Consider the following 24,806-nt stretch of genomic DNA (forward strand, 5'->3'; position numbering starts at 1 on the left):
GTGGCTGACGAAGACAAGCTCCGCGACTACCTGAAGCGGGCCATCGCCGACGCGCGCGACGCCCGGCGCAGGCTCAAGCAGGTCGAGGACCGCGCGCACGAACCCATCGCGATCGTCGGCATGGCCTGCCGCTACCCCGGCGGCGTCGCCTCGCCCGACGACCTCTGGCGGCTCGTCGACGAGGGCCGCGACGCCGTCACCCCGTTCCCGGTCAACCGGGGCTGGCCCGCCGACCTGCACGACCCCGACCCCGAGCGGGTGGGCCGCTCCACCACCGGGCAAGGCGGGTTCCTGCACGACGCGGACCTGTTCGACGCGGAGTTCTTCGGCATGTCCCCGCGCGAGGCGCTCGCCACCGACCCGCAGCAGCGGCTCCTGCTGGAGACCGCGTGGGAGGCCCTGGAAGGCGCGGGCGTCGACCCGGAGTCGGCGCGCGGCAGCCGGACCGGCGTGTTCACCGGCGTCATGTACAGCGACTACGGGGCGCGCCCGAACCTGCCGCCGGACGAGGTGGAGGGCTACCTGTTCAGCGGCAGCGCGGGCAGCATCGCCTCCGGTCGCCTGTCCTACACCTTCGGCTTCGAGGGGCCGTCGGTCACCGTCGACACCGCCTGCTCCTCGTCCCTGGTGGCGCTGCACCTGGCGGCGGACGCGCTGCGCCGGGGCGAGTGCGACCTGGCGCTCGCGGGCGGCGCGACGGTGATGTCCACGCCCACCGCGTTCGTCGAGTTCTCCCGGCTGCGCGGGCTGTCCCCGGACGGCCGCTGCCGGTCGTTCTCCGCCGACGCGGGCGGCACCGGCTGGGCCGAGGGCGTCGGCGTGCTGCTGCTGGCCAGGCTGTCGGACGCCCGCCGCGACGGCCGCCGCGTGCTCGCGGTGCTGCGCGGCAGCGCGGTCAACTCCGACGGGGCCTCCAACGGGCTCACCGCCCCGAGCGGCCCGGCGCAGGAGCGGGTGATCCGCTCCGCGCTGGCGGCGGCCCGGCTGTCGGGTTCCGAGGTGGACCTGGTGGAGGCGCACGGCACCGGCACCACCCTGGGCGACCCGATCGAGGCGGGCGCGCTGCTCTCGGTGTACGGGCAGGAGCGCGACCGGCCGCTGTGGCTGGGCTCGCTCAAGTCCAACATCGGCCACTCCCAGGCGGCGGCGGGCGTCGGCGGGGTGATCAAGGTCGTGCAGGCGATGCGGCACGGGGTCATGCCGCGCACGCTGCACGTCGGCGAGCCCACCGGGCACGTGGACTGGTCGTCCGGGGCCGTCGAGCTGCTCACCGAGCCCCGCGCCTGGCCCGACGACCGGCCACGCCGCGCCGGGGTCTCGTCGTTCGGGTTCGGCGGCACCAACGCGCACGTCGTCCTGGAGCAGGGCGACCCCGAGCCCACCCCCGAGCCGAGCGCGGGACCGCTGCCCGTGGTGCTGTCCGGGCGCGCGCCCGAGGCGGTCGCGGAGCTGGCCGGGCGGCTCGCGGACGTCCCGATCACCCCGGACGTCGCGCTCTCGCTTGCCACCCGCGCGCCCATGCGGTTCCGCGCGGGCGCGGTCGCCGTGGACGGCGCGCTGCGCGAGGTGCCCACCGCCGTGGCGGCCGAACCCGGCCCGGTGGCGTTCGCGTTCACCGGTCAGGGGGCGCAGCGCGCGGGCATGGGCCTGGAGCTGGCCGAGCGCTTCCCGGTGTTCGCGCAGGCCTACGACGAGGTGCTCGACCTGCTGCCCGACCGGGTGCGCGTCGCGATCACCACGGGGGAGGGCCTCGACGAGACCGGGGTCGCCCAGCCCGCGCTGTTCGCCATCGAGGTCGCGCTCGCGCGGCTGCTCGACTCCTGGGGCGTGCGCCCCGACTTCGTGGTCGGCCACTCCGCGGGGGAGTTCGCCGCCGCCCACGTCGCGGGTGTGCTGTCGCTGCCCGACGCGGCCCGGCTGGTCACCGCGCGCGGCGCGCTGATGCAGGCCCTCCCGCCGGGTGGGGCGATGGTGGCGGTGCGCGCCGGGGAGCACGAGCTGGACCTCCCGGACGGGGTCGCCGTCGCGGCCGTCAACGCGCCCGGCTCCCTGGTCCTGTCCGGCCCGGAGGAGGCCGTGCTCGCCTGCGCCGCGCCGTTCCGGCACACCAGGCTCGCGGTCAGCCACGCCTTCCACTCCCCGCTGGTGGAACCGGCGCTCGCCGAGCTGGACGCGCTCGCAGGCACCCTCACCCACCACGCGCCCACCGTCCCCGCCGTGTCGGCGGTGTCCCCGGACGCCGACTGGACCGACCCCGGTCACTGGGCCCGGCAGGCCCGCGCGACCGTGCGCTTCCACGACGCGGTGACCGCGCTCGCCGAGCGGGGCGTGCGCACCGTCGTGGAGGTGGGCCCCGACGCGGTGCTCTCCGGCCTCGTCGCCGCGGCCCGCGACGACCTCGCCACCATCGCCCCGCTGCGCGCGAACCGCCCCGAGGCCGAGACCGCCGCAGCGGCGCTGGTGGCCCTGCACGTGCGCGGGGTTCCCGTGGACTGGACGGCCGCGCTGCCCACCGCCCGGCGCGGCGCCGCGCCGACCTACCCGTTCCAGCGCAAGCGCTTCTGGCTCGAACCCGACGGGCGGCGCGACGTCACCGCCTCCGGCCTCACTGCCGCCGTGCACCCGCTGCTGGGCGCCTCGGTCGACCTGCCCGACGGGTCCACCGTGCTCACCGGCCTGCTCTCCACCGCCGCCCACCCGTGGCTCGGCGACCACCGCGTGCGCGGCGAGGTCGTCGTGCCGGGTACGGCGCTGGTCGGCCTCGCGGGCGGCGACCTCGCCGAGCTGACCACCTCGGAACCGCTCGTCCTCCCGGACGGCGAGGCGGTCACCGTGCGCGTGGTGCGCGACGGCGACGCGGTCGAGGTGTACGCGCGCCGCGACGGCGAACCGTGGACCCACCACGCGACCGGCGTCACGACCCCGGCCGGGGCGCGCGCCGACCGCACCCCCGAGGACCTGCGCGAGTGGCCGCCCGAGGGGGCCGTCGAGCTGGCGCCCTCCTACGACGGGCTCGACCGGCACGGCTACGGCTACGGACCCGCGTTCCGGGGCCTGCGCCGGGTGTGGCGGCGCGGCGGCGAGCTGTTCGCCGAGGTCGCCCTCCCCGAGGGCGTTCCCGCCTCGGGCCACCCGGTGCACCCCGCCCTGGTCGACGCGGCGCTGCACCCGCTGCTGCCCGGCGTCGTGGAGGACCGCGAGGCGCTGCTGCCGTTCTCCTGGCGCGGCGTGCACGTCCACGCCACGACGGGGCCGGCGGCGCGCGTCCGCCTCACGCCCACCGGCGACCGCGCGGTGTCCCTGCTGCTGACCGACCCCTCCGGCGCGCCCGCGCTGACCGTCGACGAGCTGCTCCTGCGCCCGCTGCGCGGCCTCGGCGCCACCCGCCTGCTGTTCGCGCCGCAGTGGCGCGCCACCGACGAGCGGCTCGACGCCACCACCGAGATCCCCTCGGGCGAGGGCCCGCTGCCCGAGCGCGCCCGTGCCGCCGCGCACCACGCGCTGGCCGCGCTGCGCGACTGGCTGCCGGGCTCCGGGCGGCTCGGCGTCGTCGTCGACGGGGACGACCTCGCGCACGCCGCCGTGACCGGCCTGGTGCGCAGCGCCGCCGCCGAGCACCCCGGCCGGTTCGCGCTCGTGCACGGCGGTGTCACCACCGAACCCCGGCTCGTGCCCACGACCCCCGCCGACGGCACTGCCCCGGACTGGGGGACCGTCCTGGTCACCGGGGCCTCGGGCGCGCTCGGCGCCACGATCGCCCGGCACCTGGTCGCCGCGCACGGCACGCGCAAGCTCGTCCTGGCCAGCCGGAGCGGACGCGCCCCCGAGATCGACGGCGACGTCGAGGTCGTGGCCGCCGCCTGCGACGTGGCGGATCGTGGTGCGCTGGCGGGGTTGTTGGCCGAGCACCCGGTGACGGCGGTGGTGCACGCGGCGGGTGTGCTGGCGGACGGGACCGTCGAGTCGTTGTCTGCGGAGCAGGTGGACGTGGTGCTGCGGGCGAAGGTGGACGCGGCGTGGAACCTGCACGAGCTGGTCGGTGATGTGTCGGCGTTCGTGCTGTACTCGTCGGTCGCCGGCGTCCTGGGCACGGCGGGTCAGGCGAACTACGCCGCTGGCAACACTTTCCTGGACGCGTTGGCCGAGCACCGGCACGCGCTCGGTCTGCCTGCCGTGTCGATCGCCTGGGGTTTGTGGGAGTCGGACAGCGCGATGTCCGGCGGTCTGTCCGAAGTGGACCGCAAGCGCATCGCCGGGATGGGCCTCGCCCCGCTGCGCGCCGAGGAGGCGCTGGCCGCGTTCGACGCCGCCACGACCGGCGCCGCGCCCGTGCTCGCCGTGACCGGGCTCGACCGCGCCGGGCTGCGCGGCTCGCCCCACCCCGCCCTCGCCCACCTCGCGCCACCCGCCCCGACCACCTCGCGGCCCGCGCCGTCCGCGCCCGACCGGTTCGCCGCGCTCGCCGAGGCCGACCGGGCGCGCGCCCTCCTGGACCTGGTGCGCGCCCAGGCCGCCTCGGTGCTCGGGCACGCCGACACCGCCGACGTCCCCGCCGAACGGATCTTCACCGACCTGGGGTTCGACTCGCTCACCGCCGTCGAGCTGCGCAACCGGATCGCCGAGCAGACCGGTCAGCGGCTGCCCACCACGCTCGTGTTCGACCACCCCACCCCCGCCGCGCTGGCCGCGCACCTCGCGGGCGCGATCACCCCCGCCGAGGCCCCGACCGCCCCGGTCCCGGTGGACGAGCCGATCGCGATCGTGGGCATGGCCTGCCGCTACCCCGGCGGGGTGTCCTCGCCCGAGGACCTGTGGCGGTTGGTCGCGGACGGGGTGGACGCGGTGAGCGGTTTCCCGGTGAACCGGGGCTGGGACCTGGACTCGCTCTACGACCCGGACCCCGAGCGCAGTGGGACGAGCTACACCCGTCACGGCGGCTTCCTGCACGACGCGGACCTGTTCGACGCGGAGTTCTTCGGCATGTCCCCACGAGAGGCCCTGGCCACCGACCCGCAGCAGCGGCTCCTGCTGGAGACCGCGTGGGAGGCCCTGGAAGGCGCGGGCGTCGACCCGCGCTCCACGCGCGGCACCCGCACCGGCGTGTTCACCGGGCTGATGCACCACGACTACGGCTCGGGCGGCGTCACGCCCCCGGAGCTGGAGGGCTACCTGGCCAGCGGCACGGCGGGCAGCGTCGCCTCCGGCCGGGTCGCGTACGCGCTCGGCCTGGAAGGCCCGGCCATCACCGTCGACACCGCCTGCTCCTCGTCCCTGGTCGCGCTGCACCTGGCCGCGCGGGCCCTGCGCGGCGGCGAGTGCGACCTGGCGCTCGCGGGTGGCGCGGCCGTGATGTCCACCCCCGCCGCCTTCGTGGAGTTCTCCCGCCAGCGGGGCCTGGCCCCGGACGGCCGGTGCAAGCCGTTCTCCGCCGACGCCGACGGCACCGGCTGGGCCGAGGGCGTCGGCGTGCTGCTGCTGTCGACGCTGACCGAGGCCCGCCGCAGGGGGCTGCGCGTGCTGGCCGTCGTGCGGGGCAGCGCGGTCAACTCCGACGGGGCCTCCAACGGCCTCACCGCGCCCAGCGGGCCCGCGCAGCAGCGAGTCGTCCGCGCCGCGCTCGACGCCGCCGGGCTGCGCCCCGCCGACGTCGACCTGGTGGAGGCGCACGGCACCGGCACCAGGCTCGGCGACCCGATCGAGGCCGAGGCGCTGCACGCCACCTACGGCGGGGAGCGGGACCGGCCGCTGTGGCTGGGCTCGCTCAAGTCGAACCTCGGGCACACCCAGGCGGCGGCGGGCGTCGGCGGGGTGATCAAGCTCGTGCAGGCGATGCGGCACGGGATCATGCCGCGCACGCTGCACGTCGGCGAGCCCACCCCGCACGTCGACTGGTCCGGCGCGGTGGAGCTGCTCACCGAGCCCAGGGCCTGGCCCGACGACCGGCCGCGCCGCGCAGGCGTCTCGTCGTTCGGCATCAGCGGCACCAACGCCCACGTCATCCTCGAACAGGGCGACCCCGAGCCCACCCCCGAGCCCCGTGCCGCCCTGCCCGTCCCCGTGGTCGTGTCGGCCCGCACCCCGCGCGCCCTCACCGAGCAGCTGGCCCGGCTCGCCGCCACCGACGCGCACCCCGCCGACCTGGCGTTCACCCTCGGCGCCGGCCGCGCCCTGCTGGAGCACCGCGCCGTCGTGGCCGCCCGCTCGTCCGCCGACCTCGGCCGCGCGCGGGTCCTGCCGACCGCCGCGCCGGGCCGGGTGGCGTTCGCGTTCACCGGTCAGGGGGCGCAGCGCGCGGGCATGGGCCTGGAACTCGCGGAGCGGTTCCCCGTGTTCGCGCAGGCGTACGACGAGGTGCTCGACCTGCTGCCGGCTCGGGTGCGCGTCGCGATCACCACGGGGGAGGGCCTCGACCAGACCGGTGTGGCGCAACCCGCGCTGTTCGCGATCGAGGTCGCGCTCGTGCGGCTGCTCGACTCCTGGGGCGTGCGCCCGGACCTCGTGGTCGGCCACTCCGTGGGGGAGATCGCCGCCGCCCACGCCGCCGGGGTGCTGTCGCTGCCCGACGCGGCCCGGCTGGTCACCGCGCGCGGCGACCTGATGCAGGCCCTGCCGCCCGGCGGGGCGATGGTGGCGGTGCGCGCCGACGAGCACGACCTCGACCTGCCGGGATGCGTCGCGGTCGCGGCCGTCAACGCGCCAGGCTCCCTGGTCCTGTCCGGTCCCGAGGCGGAGGTGCTCGCCTGCGCCGCGCCGTTCCAGCACACCAGGCTCGCGGTCAGCCACGCCTTCCACTCCCCGCTGATGGCCCCTGCGGAGGCCGGGATGCGCGCCGCCGTCGCCACCCTGGACCTGCGCGAACCCGACCTGCCCTGCGCGCCCACCGCCGCCTCCGGTGGCCGCTGGGACGACCCGGACTACTGGGTGCGGCACCTCGGCGACGCGGTCCGCTTCGCCGACGCCGCCCGCGCGCTGCTCGACGCCGGGGTCACCACCGTCGTCGAGATCGGCCCCGACGCGGTGCTGACCGGCGCACTGGCCACCCTGCTCCCCGACGGTGCCGCCGCGCTCCCCGTCCTGCGCCGCGACCGCGCCGAGGCGGACAGCGCGGTCGAGCTGTTCGCCCACCTGCGTGCCCGAGGCGTCCCGGTGGACTGGACTGCGTTCCCCGGCGCGCTGGTCGCACTGCCCGCCCAGCCGTTCCAGCGCGAGCGCTACTGGCTCACCGCCCGCACCCCCCGGACGGCCGCCCACCCGACCCTCGGCGACGCCGTCCCGGTCGCGGGGAGCGGCTACGTGCTGTTCAGCGGAGAGGCGGACGGACCGCTCACCCCGACCGAGATCGCCGCGCTCGCCTGGCACGCGGGCCGCAAGCTCGGCCACCCGGTCCTGGACCTGGACGTCCCGCCGCTGCCCGAGCGGCTCGGCACGCGGGTGCAGGTCAAGGTCGGCCCGGTGCGGATCAGCACCGATGGGGCAGGGGCGGGGAGGACCAGCGCTGAGCTGACCGGTGCCGAGCTGATTGGCGCCGAGGGGAACGGCGCCGAGGGGAACGGCGCGCAGCCGACCGCCGCCGAGTTGATCGGCGCGGGGGAGACCGGCGCACGACGCGAGGTGACCGTGCACGTCTGGGCCGACGGCTGGGTCGAGATCGCGGGCGGGACCCTCACCGGCTCCGCCCCCGCAGAGGACCGCCCCACCACCGACGTCGACCTGGCCCTGGCCGCCGACGGTGACCGGGACCCGGTGCGCTGGCGGGGGCTGCGCCCCACCGGCGCGGGCCGCGCCACGACCTGGGACGGCCGGGCCTTCCGCGACGAGCGCGGCGCCGAGGTCGCCCGCGCCGACGAGGTCGGCCACCGGGCCGCCGACACCCCGCTGCACGAGATCGTGTGGCGCCCGGTGCGGCTGCCCGAGACCGAGGCCGGGATCGGCGGGCCTCGGACCGCCGCGCCCGAGACCGGGAACGACGCGTTCGGGGCCGCCGTGCCCGAGACCTCCGTCCCCCGGCCCGCCCCGCCCCGGACCTCCGTCCCCACCCCCGAGGTCGTCCGCGTCCACGCAGGCCCCGACCCGGTCACCACCGCGCACACCGAGACCCGCCGGGTGCTGGCCGAGCTGCGGGCCCGCGCCACCGGTGACGGCCTGCTCGTCGTGCTCACCCCGGACCCCGCCGACCCCGGCGTCGCCGCGGTCTGGGGCCTGGTGCGCGCGGCCCAGGCCGAGGCGCCCGGCCGGATCTTCCTGATCGGCGGCGAGCCCGAGCGGCTCGCGCCGGTCGTGGCGCTCGGCGAGCCCGCCGTCCTGGTGCGCGACGGGGAGGTGCTCGTGCCACGCCTGGAACCGGTCAGCGGGCCCGAGATCACGCCGGTCGCCCCGGTCGTGCTGCACGCGGAGCGGCCGAGGCCCGCGCTGCTGGCCGCGCTCACCGACGACGCGCTCGCCGAGGCGCTGCGCCAGATCGCCGAGCAGGCCTGGGAGCTGCACGAGGCCGTGCCCGACCGGCACCTCGTGCTGGTCTCCGAGCTCGACGGCGCGCTCGGCGCGACCGGCTTCGCCCACTACTCGGCGGGCGTCGCGTTCACCGAGGCGCTGGCCGCGCTCCGCCGGGCCAACGGGCTCCCCGCGGCCTCGATCGCCCTCGCCGCCACCGGGCCGGGGGAGCGGGCGCTGACCCGCGCCATCGCCGCCGACCGCGCCCACGTCGTCGCCGCCCCCCGCACCGCCCTCCCCGACCACCTGCTGCCGCACCGCCCCGACCACGGCCCCGCGCCGCTCGCGGACCGGCTCGCCGCCGCCCCGAGCGGGCAGCGCCACCACGTCCTCGACGAGGAGGTCCGCGCTCACGTCGCCTCGGTCCTCGGCCACGGCGACCCGCGCCGCGTCGACCTGGACCGCCCGTTCACCGACCTCGGCCTCGACTCGCTCACCGCCGTCGACCTGCGCAACAGGCTCGCCGCCGCCACCGGCGCCCGGCTCGCCGCCACCGCCGTGTTCGACCACCCCACCCCCCGCGCGCTCGCCGCGCTCCTGTCCGACCTCACCACCCCGGAGGAGGACCCCGCCGCCCCACCCGCCCTCGCCGAGCTGGACCGCCTCGAAGCCGCCCTGTCCGTCGTCGGCCACGACGACGACCACCGCGACGAGATCGCCGCCCGGCTCCGCGCCATCCTCAGCCGCTGGAACGCGCCCGCCACCGACCGCGCGCGCCCCGACTTCGACGCCACCTCCACCACCGAGCTGTTCGACTTCATCGACAACCAGCTCGGCCGCGCCGCGCGATGACCACCCCGAGCAGAGAGGCAAACCCCGTGTCCAACGAGGAACGGCTGGTCGAGTACCTGAAGTGGGTGACGGCCGACCTGCACCAGGCCAAGGAGCGCATCGCGGAGCTGGAGGCCGCCGAACCCGAGCCCGTCGCCATCGTCGCGATGGCCTGCCGCTACCCCGGCGGCGTCACCTCCCCCGAGGACCTGTGGCGGCTGGTCGACCAGGGCGTCGACGCCATCACCGACTGGCCCGCCGACCGGGGCTGGGACGCCGACCGCCTCTACGACCCCGAACCGGGCGTCCCCGGCCGCACCAGCACCCGCGAGGGCGGGTTCCTGGACGGCGCCACCGCGTTCGACGCCGACTTCTTCGGCATCTCCCCGCGCGAGGCCCTCGCCATGGACCCGCAGCAGCGGGTGCTGCTGGAGACCGCGTGGGAGCTGTTCGAGCGCGCGGGCATCGACGTCGGCGCGCTGCGCGGCAGCCGCACCGGCGTCTTCGCGGGCGTCGGGGAGCAGAGCTACCTCGGCCTGTCCGGTCCCGAGGAGCTGGAGGGCTTCCTCATGACCGGCAAGCTCTCCAGCGTCGCCTCCGGCCGCATCTCCTACGCGCTCGGCCTGGAGGGCCCCGCGCTGTCGGTCGACACGGCCTGCTCGTCGTCGCTGGTGGCGCTGCACCTGGCCGTCCGGTCGCTGCGCTCGGGCGAGTCGACCCTGGCCGTCGCGGGCGGCAGCACCGTGCACGGCTCGCCCACCGGCTTCGTCGACTTCTCCCGCCAGCGCGGCCTCGCCCCGGACGGCCGGTGCAAGTCGTTCTCCGCCGACGCCGACGGCACCGGCTGGTCCGAGGGCGTCGGCCTGCTGCTGCTGGAGCGGTTGTCCGACGCCCGCCGCAACGGCCACCGCGTGCTGGCGCTGGTGCGCGGCAGCGCGGTCAACTCCGACGGGGCCTCCAACGGGCTCACCGCCCCCAGCGGCCCGGCCCAGGAGCGGGTCATCCGTGCCGCGCTGGCCGACGCGGGACTGCGCCCCGCCGACGTCGACCTGGTGGAGGCGCACGGCACCGGCACCAGGCTCGGCGACCCCATCGAGGCCCAGGCGCTGCTCGCCACCTACGGGCGCGACCGGGAGGGGCAGCCGCTGCTGCTCGGCTCGCTCAAGTCCAACATCGGGCACAGCGTCGCGGCGGCCGGGGTCGGCGGCGTGATCAAGGTCGTGCAGGCCATGCGGCACGGCGTCGCCCCGCGCACCCTGCACCTCGCCGAGCCCACCCCGGTCGTGGACTGGTCGTCGGGCGCGGTCGAGCTGCTCGCCGAGGCCCGCGACTGGCCGTCCACCGGGCGTCCGCGCCGTGCCGCCGTGTCCTCGTTCGGGGTCAGCGGCACCAACGCGCACGTCGTGCTGGAGCACGTGCCCGCCGACGAGCCCGAGCGGGAGCCGCGCGCGCCCGGACCGTGGCCGGTCCTGCTGTCCGCGCGCACCCCGCAGGCGCTGCGCGCCCACGCCGGGCGGCTGCGCGAGCACCTGGCCGCCGACCCGGCCGTCGAGCCCGCCGACGTCGCGCTCACCCTGGCCACCGCCCGCGCCGCCCTGGAGCACCGGGCCCACGTCGTCGCCCACGACCGGGCGGGGCTGGTCGCCGCGCTCGACCACGTGGCCGAGGCCGCGCCCGTGCCGCCGCAGGGACGCACCGCCTTCCTGTTCACCGGGCAGGGCGCGCAGCACCCCGGCATGGGGCGCGGCCTGCACGCCCGGCACCCGGTGTTCGCCGCCGCCTTCGACGAGGTGTGCGCACTGCTCGACCCGGCGCTCGGCGGGTCGCTGCGCCGGGTGGCGTTCGGCGACGACCCGGTGCTGCACGACACCCGGTGGGCGCAGCCCGCGCTGTTCACGTTCGAGGTCGCGCTGGTGCGGCTGCTGGAGTCCTGGGGGGTGCGACCCGACTACGTGGCGGGCCACTCGCTCGGCGAGCTGACCGCCGCGCACGTCGCGGGCGTGCTGTCGCTGCCCGACGCGTGCGCGCTGGTCGCGGCCAGGGCCCGCGCGCTGGGCGACCTGCCGCCGGGCGGGGCCATGGTCGCGGTCGCCGCGCCCGCCGCCGAGGTCGCCCCGCTGCTCCCGGCGGGCGTGGCCGTCGCCGCGGTCAACGGCCCCGCCTCGGTGGTGGTGTCCGGCGCGGAGGCGGCGGTGCTGGGGCTGGTGGAGGAGCTGCGCTCGCGCGGCCACCGCACCAAGCGGCTCACCGTGAGCCACGCGTTCCACTCGCCGCTGGTCGAGCCCGCGCTGGCCCCGTTCCGGGAGGCCGCGAGCGCGGTCGACTACCGGCCGCCGACCGTGCCGCTGGTGTCCAACAGCACCGGCGCGCCGGTGGGGGTGGACGCGCTGTGCGACCCGGAGCACTGGGTGCGGCACGTGCGGGGGACCGTGCGGTTCGCGGACTGCCTGCGCGCGCTGGCGAAGGAGGGGGTGACCACGTTCGTGGAGATCGGCCCGGACGCGGCGCTCACCCCGCTGGTCCGCGAGACCCTGGACGAGGTCGCGGCGATCCCGCTCCAGCGCCGGGGCGGGCGCGCGGCGGCGGGCGGGGCGCTGTCGAACGGGACGTCGCCGGACGTGGCGGCGGGCGAGGCCGCTGCGCTGAACGAGACGTCGGCGCTCTGCGCGGGCGTCGCCGACCTGCACGCGCACGGCGTCGCCGTCGACTGGCCCGCGTTCTTCGCGGACAGCGGCGCCCACCCGGTCGACCTGCCCACCTACCCGTTCCAGCGCGAGCGCTACTGGGCCGAGCAGTCGGACGCCGCCGACCCCGACACCCTCGGCGTGGACGCCGCGGACCACCCCCTGCTCGGCGCGGCCACCCCGGTCGCTGGCCGCGACGAGGCCCTGTTCACCGGCCACGTCCGCCCGAGCGCCCACCCGTGGCTGGCGGCCCACCGGGTTGCGGGCCACACCGTGCTGCCCCCGGCCGCGCTGGTGGAGCTGGCCGTGCGCGCGGGCGACGAGGTCGGCAGGCCGCGCCTGGAGTCCCTGGAGGTGCTGGCGCCCGTCGTCCTGCCCGAGCGCGGGGCGCGCCTCCAGGTGCGCGTCACCGAGGGCGCGGTGACCGTCCACACGCGCCTCGACGGCGCCTGGACCCTCCACGCCACCGGCACCGTCACCCACCCCACCCCGGCCCGCCGCGCACCCGTCAACCCCGCGCCTGCCGGCTCCGCGCCTGCCGGCTCCACGCCTGCCGGCTCCGCGTCCGCCGACGCCCGCCCTATCGCCGCTGGTCCAGTGCCTGCGGGCCCAGTGCCTGCCGATCCTGCGCTTGCCGATGCCGTGCCCGCCGGCTCCGCGTCCGCCGACGCCCGCCCCATCGCCGCCGGTCCCGCGCCTGCGGGAGCAGCACCGGCCGTCCCGGCGCCCGCCACCCCCACGCTTCCCGGCTCCGCGCCCGCCGACCCCTCCCACCCACCGCAGGCCGTGCCCCGATCCGCCCCCGCCGCCTCCCAGCCCTCGAACGACGACGGCGTGTGGATCGAACTCCCCGATGGCGTGAGCCCCGAGGGCCACCGCCTGCACCCCCAGCTGCTCGACCAGGCGATCCGCCTGCTCGGCGGGGGCGTGGTCGCCCGCTGGCGCGACGTCCAGGTCCGCGCCACCGGCGCGCGGGCCGTCCGCGCCCAGCTTCTCGACGGCGGCCTCCTGCTCACCGACGCCGCAGGCGCCCCGGTGGCCTCCGTCGGCGCGGTCGACCTCGTCCCCGAGGACGAGCGGGCCGTCGCCGACGGGTCCCTGCGGCCCACCGACGCGCTCCTCCAGGTCGACTGGGAACCGGTGGCCGCCCCGGCCCCCGCGACCGACCTGCCCAGGGTCGTCACCTGGTCGCCCGGCGGCGACCGGGACACCCGGATCGCCGACGCGCTCGCCGACCTCCGGGCGGGCGACCGGGTCGTCGTCGTCACCACCCGCGCCGCGGGCCCGGACGTCACCGACCTCGACGGCGCCGCCCTCCTCGGCCTCGCCCGCTCGGCCCAGGCCGAGGAACCCGGCCGCGTCGTGCTCGTCGACACCGACGGCGCCGACCCCGACCCCGCCGGGACCGCCACCGCGCTGGCGGCCATCGGCGCCCACCAGGTGCTCCTGCGCGGTGGCGTCCCGCACCTGCCCGTCCTGCGCCCCGCCGTCCTGCCGGGACACCGCTGGTCCCCGGACGGCACCGTCCTGATCACCGGCGGCACCGGCGCGCTCGGCGCCGCCGTCGCCCGGCACCTGGTCACCCGCCACGGCGTCCGCGACCTGGTCCTCACCAACCGCCGGGGCCCCACCGCCCCCGGCGCCGCCGACCTGGTCGCCGAGCTGGCCGACCACGGCGCCACCGCGCGGGTCCTGGCCTGCGACGCCGCCGACCGGTCCGCGCTCACCGCCCTGCTCGCCCGCGAGCCCGTCACCGCCGTGGTGCACGCCGCAGGCGTCACCGACGACGCCCTCCTGGCCGACCTGACCCCCGACCGCGTCCGCGCCGTGCTGCGCCCCAAGGCCGACGCCGCCCGCCACCTGCACGAGCTGACCCGGGACCGCGACCTGACCGCGTTCGTCCTGTTCTCCTCCGTCGCGGGCGTCCTCGGCGGCGCGGGCCAGGGCAACTACGCCGCCGCCAACTCCTACCTCGACGCGCTGGCCGCCCACCGCGCCGCCCTCGGCCTGCCCGCCACCTCGATCGCCTGGGGCCTGTGGTCGCTGCGCAGCGGCATCACCGCCGACCTCGCCGACGCCGACCGCGACCGCATCGCGGGCGCGGGCCTGCGCCCGGTCGGCACCGAGCTGGGCCTGGCCGTGCTCGACGCCGCACTCGGCGCCACCGCCGTCCTGGGCGTGCCGCTGGACCGCGCCCGCCTGCGCTCCCGCGCCGACCGGGTGCCGCCGCTGCTGCGCACCCTGCTGCCCACCACCCGCCCGGCCGCGCGCAACGACGCCCCGGCCCCCGACCTCGCCTCCCTCCCGGAGGCCGACCGGCTGCGCGCGGCCACCGACCTGGTGCGCGCCGAGGTCGCCGCCGTGCTCGGCCGCCCCGCCCCCGGCGACGACCGCCCCTTCCCCGACCTGGGCTTCGACTCGCTGCTGTCGGTGGAGCTGCGCAACCACGTCGCCACCGCCACCGGCCTGACCCTGCCCGCCACCGTCGTCTTCGACCACCCGACCCCGAGGGCGCTCGCCGCCTTCCTCGCCTCCGCCACCGGCCCCGACCGCGCCACCGACCGCGGGGCCGCCCCCGACTACGAGGCCGACGCCGCCCTCCCGGACGACGCGCGCCCCGCCGCCGAGGTCGTGCGCACCACAACCGACCCGGCGAACCTGCTGATCACCGGGGCCACCGGCTTCCTCGGCGCGTTCCTGCTGCGCGAGCTGCTCGACACCACCTCGGCCACCGCGCACTGCCTGGTGCGCGCGGCCGACCCCGCCGAGGGGATGCGCAAGCTGGAGGCGAACCTGCGCTGGTACCGGCTGTGGGACGGCGTCGACCCCACCCGGCTGCGCGTGGTCGTCGGCGACCTGGCGCTCCCGCGCCTCGGTCTCGACGCGGACGTCTTCGACCGCCTCGCCCGCGAGGTCGACGTCGTCTACCACGGCGGGGCCACGGTGAACTGGCTGCGCCCGTACACCGACCTGCGGGCCGCGAACGTCGGCGGCACCCGCGAGGTGCTCAGGCTGGCCGCGCTGCACCGCACCGTGCCGGTGCACCACCTGTCCACCACCGGCGTCTTCGCTGGCCCCCGCGCGGACGGGACCCCGCTGCGCGCCACCGACCCGACCGGCCCCGCCGACCTGCTGCCCAGCGGCTACCTGCGCTCCAAGTGGGTGGCCGAGCGCCTGATCGCCACTGCCCGCGACCGGGGCCTGCCGGTGTCCACCTACCGCGTCGACCTGGTCTCCGGCGACCGGCGCACCGGCGCCTGCCAGACCAGGGACTTCGTCTGGCTGGCCACCAAGGGCCTGGTCCAGGCGGGGGCCGTGCCGCGCGGGCTGTCCGGCACGGTGCCGATGGTGCCGGTCGACTACGTGGCGAGCGCGGTCGTGGCGCTGTCCGCGACCTCGGGGGCCACCCACCACCTCTACAACCCCGGCCGGGTGTCCTGGGAGACCCTGGTGGACCGGCTCCGAGCGGGCGGCCACCGGCTGGAGGAGCGGGACCCCGACCGGTGGCGGGCCGCCGTGCTCGCCGACAGGGACAACGCGCTCATCCCGCTGCTCGACGCCTTCGACCTGATGACCTCCGACAGCGCCGCGTTCTACCCGCTGGTGGACGTCTCCCACACCGAGGAGGCGTTGCGCGGGACGGGCATCACCTGCCCGCCGGTGACCGCGGACCTGGTCGACACCTACGTCCACTTCTTCACCGAGACCGGCTACTACCCACCCGCAGGTCGTTGACCAGCGCCGATCCCGCGCCCCGAGGCTCGGTCCCGCACCCGGCGACCGCGCCTCGGGGCGCCCCGGCAGCACCGGACAGCAGCACCGGACAGCAGCGCCCGACCACAGCGCAGTCCCTCAGGTCCGCTGCCCGCCGTCCGATTGCACGGTCATGCCGAAGCACCGCGCGCCGCGCCCGCCCGCGCCCGCGGTCTCCGCCACCGCATGGACGGTCGGGGCCGCGCTCGTCGGCGTCGTGCTGTGCCTGACCATGGTCCTGCGCACCTCGGAGGCCGCGTTCTCCGGCACGGTCAGCAACAGCTCGAACTCGTGGGAGACCGGCTCCATCGCGCTGGCCGAGAACAGCTCCGGCTCCGCCCTGTACAGCAGCGCCTCGGACGGCAGGCTCACCGGCGGCCAGGCGGTCACCAGGTGCATCACCGTCCGCTACGACGGCACGATCACCCCCAGCGCCACCATCAAGCTCTACGGCTCCGCGACGGGCGCGCTCGCCCCCTACCTCGACCTCGTGGTCGACCGGGGCGCCGACAGCTTCACGTCGCCCGCGCCCAGCTGCGCCACCTTCTCGGCCAGGGCGGGCGGGGTCTTCCGGGGCACGCTCGACGAGTTCAACGCCACCGCCACCGACTACGCGAGCGGCGTCGGGGCCTGGTCCACCGCCTCGAACGGGGCGACGGTGGCCTTCCGGTTCACCATCACCGTCAAGTCCGTCGCCGAGGCGCAGAACAAGACCGCGGCGGCGACGTTCACCTGGGAGGCCAGGGGGTGAGGACCCGGTGGCGCCTGGTGGCGCGGTGCGCCCTGGCGTTCACCGGCGCCGTCGCGCTCACCCTCGCGCTGTGCGCGTTCGTCCCGGTGCTGTGGGGCTGGCGGCCGGTGGTGGTCACCTCCGGGTCGATGGGGCCGCTCGTGCGCCCCGGCGACGTGGTGCTGCTCGACCCCGCACCCGACCGCGAACCGCTGGTCGGGGACGTCGTCGTCTACTCCCGGTCCGGCGCGCCGTCGGTGACGCACCGGGTCGTCGGCCGCGACGACGACGGCCGCTACCGCACCAGGGGCGACGCGAACCCCACCCCGGACGCGGCGTCCGTCGCGCCCGAGGACGTGCTGGGGCGGGTGCGCGGGCTGGTGCCGGGGCTCGGCGCGCCCGCGCTGTTCCTGCGGCGGCACCCGTCCGCCGCCGTCCCGCTGGCCGTGCTCGGCGGCGCGGGGCTGCTCGTGCTGCTGCTGGCCGGGCGCAAGCCCCGCGCCGCCGCCGCCGTGCTGCTGGTCCCCGCGCTCGCGGTCACCGCGGGCGGGGTCGCCGGGCGCACCGAGGCGGCGTTCTCCGCGACCGCCGCCGTGCCCGCGAGCGTCGGGACGGTCTCCCGCTTCTACCCGCAGAAGGTGCTCGCCGCGAACCCGGTCGGCTACTGGCGGCTCGGCGAGAGGTCCGGGACCGCCCGCGCCGACGAGCGCGGCGCGAACCCGCTCACCTGCGTCGGGGCCACCGGCGGCGCGCCGGGCGCCCGGCCGCCGGACTCGGACACCGCGACCACCCTGCCGACCGCGTCGGCCCACTGCGCCGCAGGCAGCGGAGCGGCGCTGAGCTTCACCGGGCCGTTCACGGTGATCACGTGGACGCGCTCGACGGCGTCCTCCCCGACCCCGCACGGCCGCCTCGTCGCCAAGTACGGCGGCGGGACCGGGCAGATCAACTACCTGCTGTCCTGGAACGACGCCACGACGGCCATGCGCGCCTTGCTGGACACCGAGAACGGGCGGTACACCGTGGTCAAGCCGATGCCGTTGGACACGGCCTGGCACGAGGTGGCGATGACCTGGGACGGGGCCTTCCTGCGGCTGTACCTGGACGGGCAGCCGAGCGGCTCCACCGCGACGACGGGCACCCCGGTGACCACGTCGAAGCCGTTCACGCTCGGGTACACCGACTCCGACTCCGTGGTGGGGGACGTGGACGAGGTGTCGGTGTTCGCGCGGGCGCTGAGCGACGCGGAGATCGCCGACCTGCACGCCGCGTCCTGAACCCCCTGCCTCCTGAACCCCCGCGTCCCTCCCTGCGCCACGGTCCACTGTGGAGCCGCGCCGCGCTTCCGCCTCGTAGCTCTCGGTTCCCGCCCCTTCGCTCTCCGGAGTCGTTGCAGCGCCTAGAGTCCCGGAGCGTGGAAGCACAACCCCGTTCCCCGTTCCCGCCGTGGCTGACCGCCGCGCTCGCGCTGTCCGCCCTGCCGGTCACCGGTCCCGGCGAGCAGGGCCTGCTCGGCGTCGGCCGGGTGGACCTGTCCCTGACCTGGCCCGGCCCGCTGGTGCTCGTCCTGCTCCTGGTCGCCACCGGCGCGGCCGTCGCGTTCGCCCGGCACTGGCCGTGGCTGCTGCTCATGGGCGTGATGTGGAAGGTCCCGCTGCTGCTGTGGGCGTTCTGGCCCACCGACCACCCGTCCGCCGCCGTGCTCGGGCTGAGCGCGGGCGGCGGGGCGCTGGTGGTCGTGGGCGCGCTGGCCGCCGCGACCGCGCTGGACCGGGGCGCGCCCGCGCTGGTGGGCGCGGTGGTCGGCGCGCTGCTGCTGTCCGCGCTTCCCACGCCCCGCAGCGCGGTGGTGGACCTGGTGCTGCTGCTGGTGGCCCTGCTCGGGGGTGTGCTCGCGGTCGCGGGCGCCCGCGCCCCGCTCCCCGAACCGCTCACCGACCGGGCCCGCCGCCTCGGCTTCCTGGCCGCGCTGCTCCCGCTGGTGCTGGCCGCGACCGAGCACCTGGTGAACCTGGGGGTCGACGCCCCCGACGGCGAGTTCGCGCCGGTGGCCAGCACGGCGGCGGGCGTGCTGGTCGCGCTGCTGGCGGCGGGCGCCGCGCTGGCCGTGACCAGGGGCGCGCTGCTGCGCACCGCCGCGTGCGCCGTGCTGCTGGCCGCGCTGGCCAACCCGATCGACTCGGCGTTGCGGCAGGTCGAGAACCCGTGGCAGCCCGCGCTCCTGGCGCTGGTGGTGGGCGTCGCGGTGGCCCGCACCCGCTGGTCCGCGCTGACGGCGGTGGCGCTGAGCGCGGTGCTGGCGGTGTCCGTGCTGCTGTCCGGCCCGCTGCCGGGCAGTCCCACCGCGCAGGGCGACCAGGTGCTGCCGCCGTGGCTGCTGCTGGCGCTCGCGGTCGCGGCGGCGGTGACGGCGGTGGCCGGGGTGACGCCGGTGCTGGCCGGGACGCGCGCGCTGCCGGTGCTGGTGGGACCGCTGCTGCTGGCGGGCTGCTGGGCGGCGCGCGACGCGGCGCGGGTGTTCGTGCCGGGCGGCGACCTGCCCGCGCCGGACCGGACCGCGCTGTGGGGCCTGCTGCTCGCCGGGGCGGCGTTCCTGCTGCTGGTGGCCGCGTTCCAGGACCACCGGGCGGTCCCGCCGCGCGGCTGAGCGGGGTGGGGGAGCACCACCTGCCGGAAGGTGCTCCCCGGTCTTCGGCGCCTGCCCGCGATCACTCGGCCAGCGCGGCGCGAATCCTGCCGATGACCGCCTGCTCGGCCTCCCCGACCTTCCCGTCGGCCTCGGCGACCTGGTGGCAGATCGCCTCGACGGCGGCCGGGAACGTCGCGGCGTCGGCCGGGGACTTGGCGGCCAGGACGCGCGCGGACTGCCGCAGCGCCTCCATGACCCGCTCCTCCAGTTCGGCCTCGGCGATCCCGGACAGGTCGACCCTGCTGGAGTGCAAGGCGTTCCGCAGGTCGGGGGACAGGTTCTTGAGCGCCTGCAACCCCGCGTACCGCTCCTGGATCACCGGGCCGGGGTCGGCGTGCGAGACGAGCAGCATCACACCGAAGACGGCTTCACGCAGAGCGTTGCTCTCCGCGCCAGTGTAGAAGATCATGCGGTCAGCATAGGGATTCCGCGCCCGCACCCGATGGCGACCGCGCCGCTCTCCCCGTTCAGCGGTCGGCTCTCCGGCGACCTCCGCTGACCGGTGGTCCAGACCGGTCCGGGGTCGTTCCGGAACGATCGGACCACCCGCCCGCTCCGCCGGGCGGTGGAGCCGGGCGGTGGACCGGTCCGGGAGAACCCGCCGCGCGCGCCACCGGACCCCGGCCCGGTGGCGCGCCCGCCTCACGCCCTGCGCAGCGGGGCCACGCCCGGCGCCCCGCCCTCCTGCCCGATCTCCGGCACCCGGCGCACCGCGAGCGCGCCCACGACGCCCAGCAGCGCCAGGAACCCGAAGAACGCCGTGTACCCGCCCAGCGCCAGCAGCAGCGGCGCCACCAGCGGCACCAGGGACTGCGGCAGCATGTTCGCGATGTTCACGATCCCCAGGTCCTTGCCCGCGTTCGCCCCGTCCGGCAGCACCCGCACGCACATCGCCATGTCCACCGCCAGGAACATGCCCATGCCCAGCCCGAGCACGCCCGCCGCCACGAACACCACGGTGAGCGAGGGCGCGAACGCCAGCAGCGCCATGGACAGCACGCCGATCGCCGCCGACGCGATCACGAACGGCTTCTGCCGCCGCAGCACGTCCGACAGGTAGCCGCAGCCCAGGCTGCCGATGATCGCGGCGGGCACGTTCACCACCGACCAGATCAGCACCAGCCCGCCGACCTCGGCCTGCCCGACCCCGAAGCGCTGGATCAGGTACAGCGACACGTAGCTGCCCGCCGCGTACGTCGCGGTGATCAGGAACCGCACCAGCCACGCCCACCCGAACGCCGGGTAGCGGCGCGGGTCCAGCCAGAACGACTTCAGCAGCTCGCCCAGCCCGCCCGGCGCGACCGGCCGCCGCTCCGGCCTGCCCTCGCGGATCAGCAGCACCGCGACCACGCCGCCCGCCGCCGCGATCGCCGCGACCACCTGCCACTGCAGCGCCGAACCGGGCGGGAGCTGGTTCACCACGATCAGGCCCAGCATCGGCGCGAACGGGATCACCAGCCCGAGCAGCCCGGACGCCAGGCCGCGCCGCTCGGCGGGCACCTGGTCGGCCAGCACGGCGGTCGTGGAGGCCTGCTGGAAGCTGAACAGCGCCTTCGCCAGGCACCACAGCAGCACCACCTGCCACACCGCGTCCGCCTGCCCCAGCACCACCAGCGCGGTCGCGCCGGTGAGCGAGCCGAACAGGATCCAGGTGCGGCGGCGGCCCAGCGCGAACGCCGCCAGGTCGCTGATCCGCCCGGCGATCGGGGTCACCACCAGCACCACGATCGCGGCCAGGCCGGTGGCCACGCCGAACGCGCCCGTCGCCGACCCGCTGTCCCCGGTGATCCCGACCAGGCGCAGGGTGAGCAGCAGCTGCAGCGGGGTGATGATCGCTACGTAGACCCCGAACTGCGAGGCCAGCAGCGCGGCGGCGATCCGGCCGAACCGCGTTGTCCCTGCCTTGCCGGAGGTGGGCACGTCGACGCTCATTCCTGGTCTCCGTTCGCGCGCGCCGGTAGGCGCCAAGTCGCGGTGGGGTCCGGCCGCGGCGTTTCATTTGCGCCGATCCGGGGTTGACGGGTGGCACGGTACGACCGCGCGCGGGCGCTGTCACCTGTTCGGCTTTCGCGCCGCCGGGGATTGCAGGGGCGCGCGGGGGCCGCTGCCAGGTGAAAAGCGCGGAGAACCGGCTGGAAAACCCCGCCAAGTGAGACGCGGACTCCGTTCGGGGGTACTTCGGGGCCTTTTCGGGGTTGCTCCGCCTGGCCGCCGCGCTTTCCGCCTGCCGGGGCAACCGCGTTGCGGCACAAGGCAAAACCCGGTGGTCGCCCGCCCGGCCGACGTGGCATCGGGATTCCGAACCTGTTGACCGGGCGGTGGGTGCGCGCGTTAGGGTAAGAGGCGGTGCAGTTAATTTCCCGGAGGTTGCCGTCGGGTAAAAGCTGCCCGGTTCGGGTTGTCTGGACACGGGACTTGACGGCATCCGGTCTTGATCGTTAGCGTTTTGCTGGATTTATTCGGCGGACAATCAAATCGAATGCGTCGCAGCCACCGCGAAAGGCTGGTCCCGTGGCCCGGATCGTCCATCAGCTCTCCCTGAACGAGAACCACTCGCCGCCGCTGCCGGGGGTGCCCGAGGCGGTGGCCGGGTTGGTGGACCGGGTCAACCTCACCCTGGACCCGCTGTCGGCGGGCCTGGAGGCGCGGATCGCCGAGCACCTGGACGTCGGGGCGGAGCGCGTGGTGGCCGGGGTGGGCTCGGCGGCGCTGCTCCAGCAGTTCCTGATGACCCACGCGGGCGCGGGCGCCGAGGTCGTGCACACCTGGCCCTCGTTCGAGATGTACCCGCTGCTGATCGGCAACTCGCACGCCACCGCCGTCGCCGTGCCCGGCCCCGAGGACCGGATGGACCTCGACGCGGTGGCCGCCGCCGTCACCGACGACACCAAGGTCGTCCTGCTGTGCAACCCGAACAACCCCACCGGCGAGGTGCTCGACGCCGCCCGGCTGCGCGGCCTGCTCGACGCCCTGCCGCCGCACGTGCTGCTGCTGGTGGACGAGGCCTACCGCGAGTTCGCCGACCCGGACGTGGTCGCCGACGCGCTCGACCTCGCGCGGATCGACGACCGGGTCGCGGTCGTGCGGACCTTCTCCAAGGCGCACGGCCTGCTCGGCCTGCGCGTGGGCTACCTGGTGGGCGCCGAGAAGGTCGTCGCCCCGCTGCGGATGACCACCCTGTTCTTCCGGGTGCCCACCGTCGCCCAGGCCGCCGCGCTGGCCGCGCTCGACGCCGAGGACCAGGCGCGCCGCAACTGCGCCGCCGTGGCCGTCGAGCGCGACCGGGTCCGCGACGGCTTGGTCGAGCTGGGCCTGGACGTGCCGCCCAGCGGCGGGAACTTCGTGTGGGTGCGGCTGGGCGAGCGCAACGAGGCCTTCCGCGACCACCTGGCCGAGCACGGGATCGCCGTGCGGGTGCTGGCGGGCGGCAGCGGCGTGCGGGTGAGCACCGGGCTGCGCGAGGCCAACGACGCGGTGCTGGCGGCGGCGAAGTCCTTCACCGCCAACGGGTAGCGGACCGGGCGGCGAGGTCGGTCCACCGGCGCTGACCCGCGCGGACCGGCCTCGCCGACCCCTGCCCGCAGCACCCCGCCGCGTCCCGTCGCGTCCCACCGCGCGGAACCCGGACCCGCAGCGCCCCACTCCGCAGCACCTCACTCCGCCGAGCGCCGCCCCACCCGGCGTCGACCGGCCGAGCGCCGACTAGTCCAGCGCCACCCCGCCCAGCGTCGCCCCGTCGAACGTCACCCCGCAGAGCACCAACCCCGCCCAGCGCCGCCCCACCGAGCGCCGCCCCACCCAGCCCCGCCCCACCGAGCGCCACCCCACCCAGCCCCGCCCCGCCCAGTGCCACCCCGCAGAGCGCAGGCAGGCAGAGCCCGCCCCACCCCGCCCTACCCGTCCCGCCGGGGGCTCCACCCCTCGCCCCGCGACCTCGAAGCGCCCACCGCCCACGAGTTCCGGCCCCGCTGCCGGGCGAGAGGAGCCAGCATGACCTCGGTCCACGCCGACCCGGACCCGTTCACGGACGTGCTAGACCGCGCCATCACCGAGGGCGCCGAGGCCCTGTTCCGCGCCCAGCGCCCGGACGGCGTGTTCGACTACAGCGAGGACAACCTCACCTCCACCCTCGGCACCGTCGGCGCCCTGTCCGCGCTGCACTACGCCGACCCCGAGGGCAGCGCCGACCTGATCGAGGCGGGCGCGGGCTGGTTGCGCCGCACCCAGAACGAGGACGGCGGCTGGGCCATGGTCCCCGGCCTGCCCAGCGAGGCGGGCCCCACCGCCGTCTCCTCCGCCGTGCTGCACCTGGTCGACCCGGTCGGCAGCGCCGCCCAGGTCGGGGCCGGGCAGCGCTGGATGGACGAGCACGGCGGCCTGGAGGCCATCCCGCACCCGGAGGTCGTCTCCTGGTGCCGCCAGTACTACGGCTTCGTCGGCTGGCTCGCCCCCGAGGACATGCGCCGCTTCCCCCTCGAACTGGCGCTGCTGCCCGGCCTCTACCGCAGGCTGTTCGACCTGCGCGTGCCGATGGCCTCCGCGCTCGGCCTCGCCCAGGCCAAGCACAAGCCGCTCAACCCCCTGCAGCGCCTGCTCGCCCGCCTGGGCACGCCGAACGCGCTCACCGCCATCCGCCAGGTCTACGAGCACGAGGGCTCCACCGGCGCGTGGTGCGAGAACGCCTGGGTCACCGGCCTGGTCTGCACCGGCCTGGCCCGAGCCGACCTCGCGCCCGACATGGTCGCCGCCGCCGTCGGCTGGTTCCGCCGCACCATGGACCCCGACGGCTGGTGGCAGACCGGCCCGCTCGACGCCGCCTGGACGATGTACGCGGTGCGCGGCCTCACCGAGGTCGGCTACGCCGACGACCCGCGCCTGGTCGCCTCCAGGGACCTGTTCACCCGCCTCCAGCAGCACCGCCCGTTCCTGGCGTTCGGCTGCCCGCCCGGCTACTGGGGCTGGGCCGGGACGGAGGGCTGGCCGTCCACGCTGGAGACCGGCGAGATCCTGTCCGTGCTGTGCAGGCTCCCCGGCGACGAGCAGGCGAGCGCGGTCGAGCGCGGCGTCGACTGGCTCACCCGCGTGCAGGACACCCGAGGCTCCTGGGGCCTGTGCGTGAAGAACACCAAGGTCGCCAACAGCGGCCCGTGCCCGATGACCACCGTGCAGGCCGTCGACGCGCTGCTCGACGCGGGCGTGCCCGCCACCGACCCCAGGGTGAGCCGCGCCCTGACCTGGTTGGGCGAGGCCCAGCTGCCGGACGGCTCGTTCGAGTCGGTCTGGTACCGCCAGCACACGATGGGCACCGCCGCCGTCCTGGAGACCTTCACCAGGGTCGGCCGCACCGACGACCCGGTGGCACGCAAGGCCGTGGCCTGGCTGGAGCGCGCCAGGCTCGACGACGGCTCCTGGGGCGACGGCGCGGGCGCGCCCGGCACGGTCGAGGAAACCGGCTGGGCGGTGTCGGCGCTGCTCGCCGCAGGCGCGGACGCGGCAGGCCTGCGCACCGGCGTCGACTGGCTGCTCGCCCACCGCGCGGACGGCGGCGGCTGGCCGTCGGAGATCGTCCACGAGTACGTGCGGCACGTCAGCCGCTACACCAACCCCGCGTTCGCCCAGGGCATGGCGCTGCGCGCGCTGGGCCGCTACCGGGACGCGGTCGCCAAGCCCTGACCCCGGCCGTTCCCGC

General features: G+C 76.8%; 9 protein-coding genes. 7 read left to right on the forward strand and 2 right to left on the reverse strand.

Annotation, left to right across the window (positions count from 1 at the left end; translation table 11 throughout):
* The 5 genes from LV78_RS12265 to LV78_RS12285 all read left to right on the forward strand — a co-directional run bounded on the left by LV78_RS12265 (position 1) and on the right by LV78_RS12285 (position 19,075).
* Positions 1-9,282 carry a type I polyketide synthase gene (locus tag LV78_RS12265; RefSeq protein ID WP_253845184.1) on the forward strand — a complete coding sequence of 3,094 codons (9,282 nt, stop codon included), beginning with the start codon at positions 1-3 and terminating at the stop codon, positions 9,280-9,282.
* Positions 9,283-9,308: 26 nt separating this feature from the next.
* Positions 9,309-15,680 (forward strand): type I polyketide synthase, encoded by a 6,372-nt coding sequence (locus LV78_RS12270; protein WP_253845186.1) that lies wholly within the window; start codon positions 9,309-9,311, stop codon positions 15,678-15,680.
* 151 nt (positions 15,681-15,831) lie between these two features.
* Positions 15,832-16,449 carry a hypothetical protein gene (locus LV78_RS12275; RefSeq protein WP_253845188.1) on the forward strand — a complete coding sequence of 206 codons (618 nt, stop codon included), beginning with the start codon at positions 15,832-15,834 and terminating at the stop codon, positions 16,447-16,449.
* Entirely contained in the window at positions 16,446-17,705 is a 1,260-nt protein-coding gene (locus LV78_RS12280) for a signal peptidase I (RefSeq protein ID WP_253845190.1), read from the forward strand. The genes LV78_RS12275 and LV78_RS12280 overlap by 4 nt, the downstream gene beginning before the upstream one ends.
* 137 nt (positions 17,706-17,842) lie before the next feature.
* Positions 17,843-19,075 carry a hypothetical protein gene (locus LV78_RS12285; RefSeq protein ID WP_253845192.1) on the forward strand — a complete coding sequence of 411 codons (1,233 nt, stop codon included), beginning with the start codon at positions 17,843-17,845 and terminating at the stop codon, positions 19,073-19,075.
* A gap of 61 nt (positions 19,076-19,136) precedes the next feature.
* Here LV78_RS12285 and LV78_RS12290 read toward each other — a convergent pair whose 3' ends face one another.
* Together LV78_RS12290 and LV78_RS12295 are read right to left on the reverse strand one after the other, a co-directional pair.
* Positions 19,137-19,526, reverse strand: a complete 390-nt coding sequence (locus LV78_RS12290; protein ID WP_253845194.1) for a hypothetical protein — start codon at positions 19,524-19,526, stop codon at positions 19,137-19,139.
* A gap of 233 nt (positions 19,527-19,759) precedes the next feature.
* Positions 19,760-21,049, reverse strand: coding sequence for an MFS transporter (locus LV78_RS12295; RefSeq protein WP_253845195.1), 1,290 nt, complete (start codon positions 21,047-21,049; stop codon positions 19,760-19,762).
* A 579-nt stretch (positions 21,050-21,628) separates the two neighbouring features.
* Here LV78_RS12295 and LV78_RS12300 point away from each other — a divergent pair.
* Together LV78_RS12300 and LV78_RS12305 are read left to right on the forward strand one after the other, a co-directional pair.
* On the forward strand, positions 21,629-22,630 hold the full coding sequence (locus LV78_RS12300) for an aminotransferase class I/II-fold pyridoxal phosphate-dependent enzyme (RefSeq protein WP_253845197.1): 1,002 nt from the start codon (positions 21,629-21,631) through the stop codon (positions 22,628-22,630).
* Between the two features lie 477 nt (positions 22,631-23,107).
* A complete protein-coding gene (locus LV78_RS12305) occupies positions 23,108-24,790 on the forward strand; it encodes a prenyltransferase/squalene oxidase repeat-containing protein (protein WP_253845198.1) in 1,683 nt (560 codons plus the stop codon).
* Positions 24,791-24,806 lie beyond the last annotated feature (16 nt).

It is taken from the genome of Actinosynnema pretiosum (assembly GCF_024171695.1).
GTDB classification, from domain to species: domain Bacteria; phylum Actinomycetota; class Actinomycetes; order Mycobacteriales; family Pseudonocardiaceae; genus Actinosynnema; species Actinosynnema pretiosum.

Coding starts and splice junctions, on each gene's coding strand:
- LV78_RS12275 (WP_253845188.1), top strand. CDS start 15,832: ATGCCGAAGCACCGCGCGCCGCGCCCGCCCGCGCCCGCGGTCTCCGCC.
- LV78_RS12290 (WP_253845194.1), bottom strand. CDS start 19,526: ATGATCTTCTACACTGGCGCGGAGAGCAACGCTCTGCGTGAAGCCGTC.
- LV78_RS12295 (WP_253845195.1), bottom strand. CDS start 21,049: ATGAGCGTCGACGTGCCCACCTCCGGCAAGGCAGGGACAACGCGGTTC.
- LV78_RS12305 (WP_253845198.1), top strand. CDS start 23,108: ATGACCTCGGTCCACGCCGACCCGGACCCGTTCACGGACGTGCTAGAC.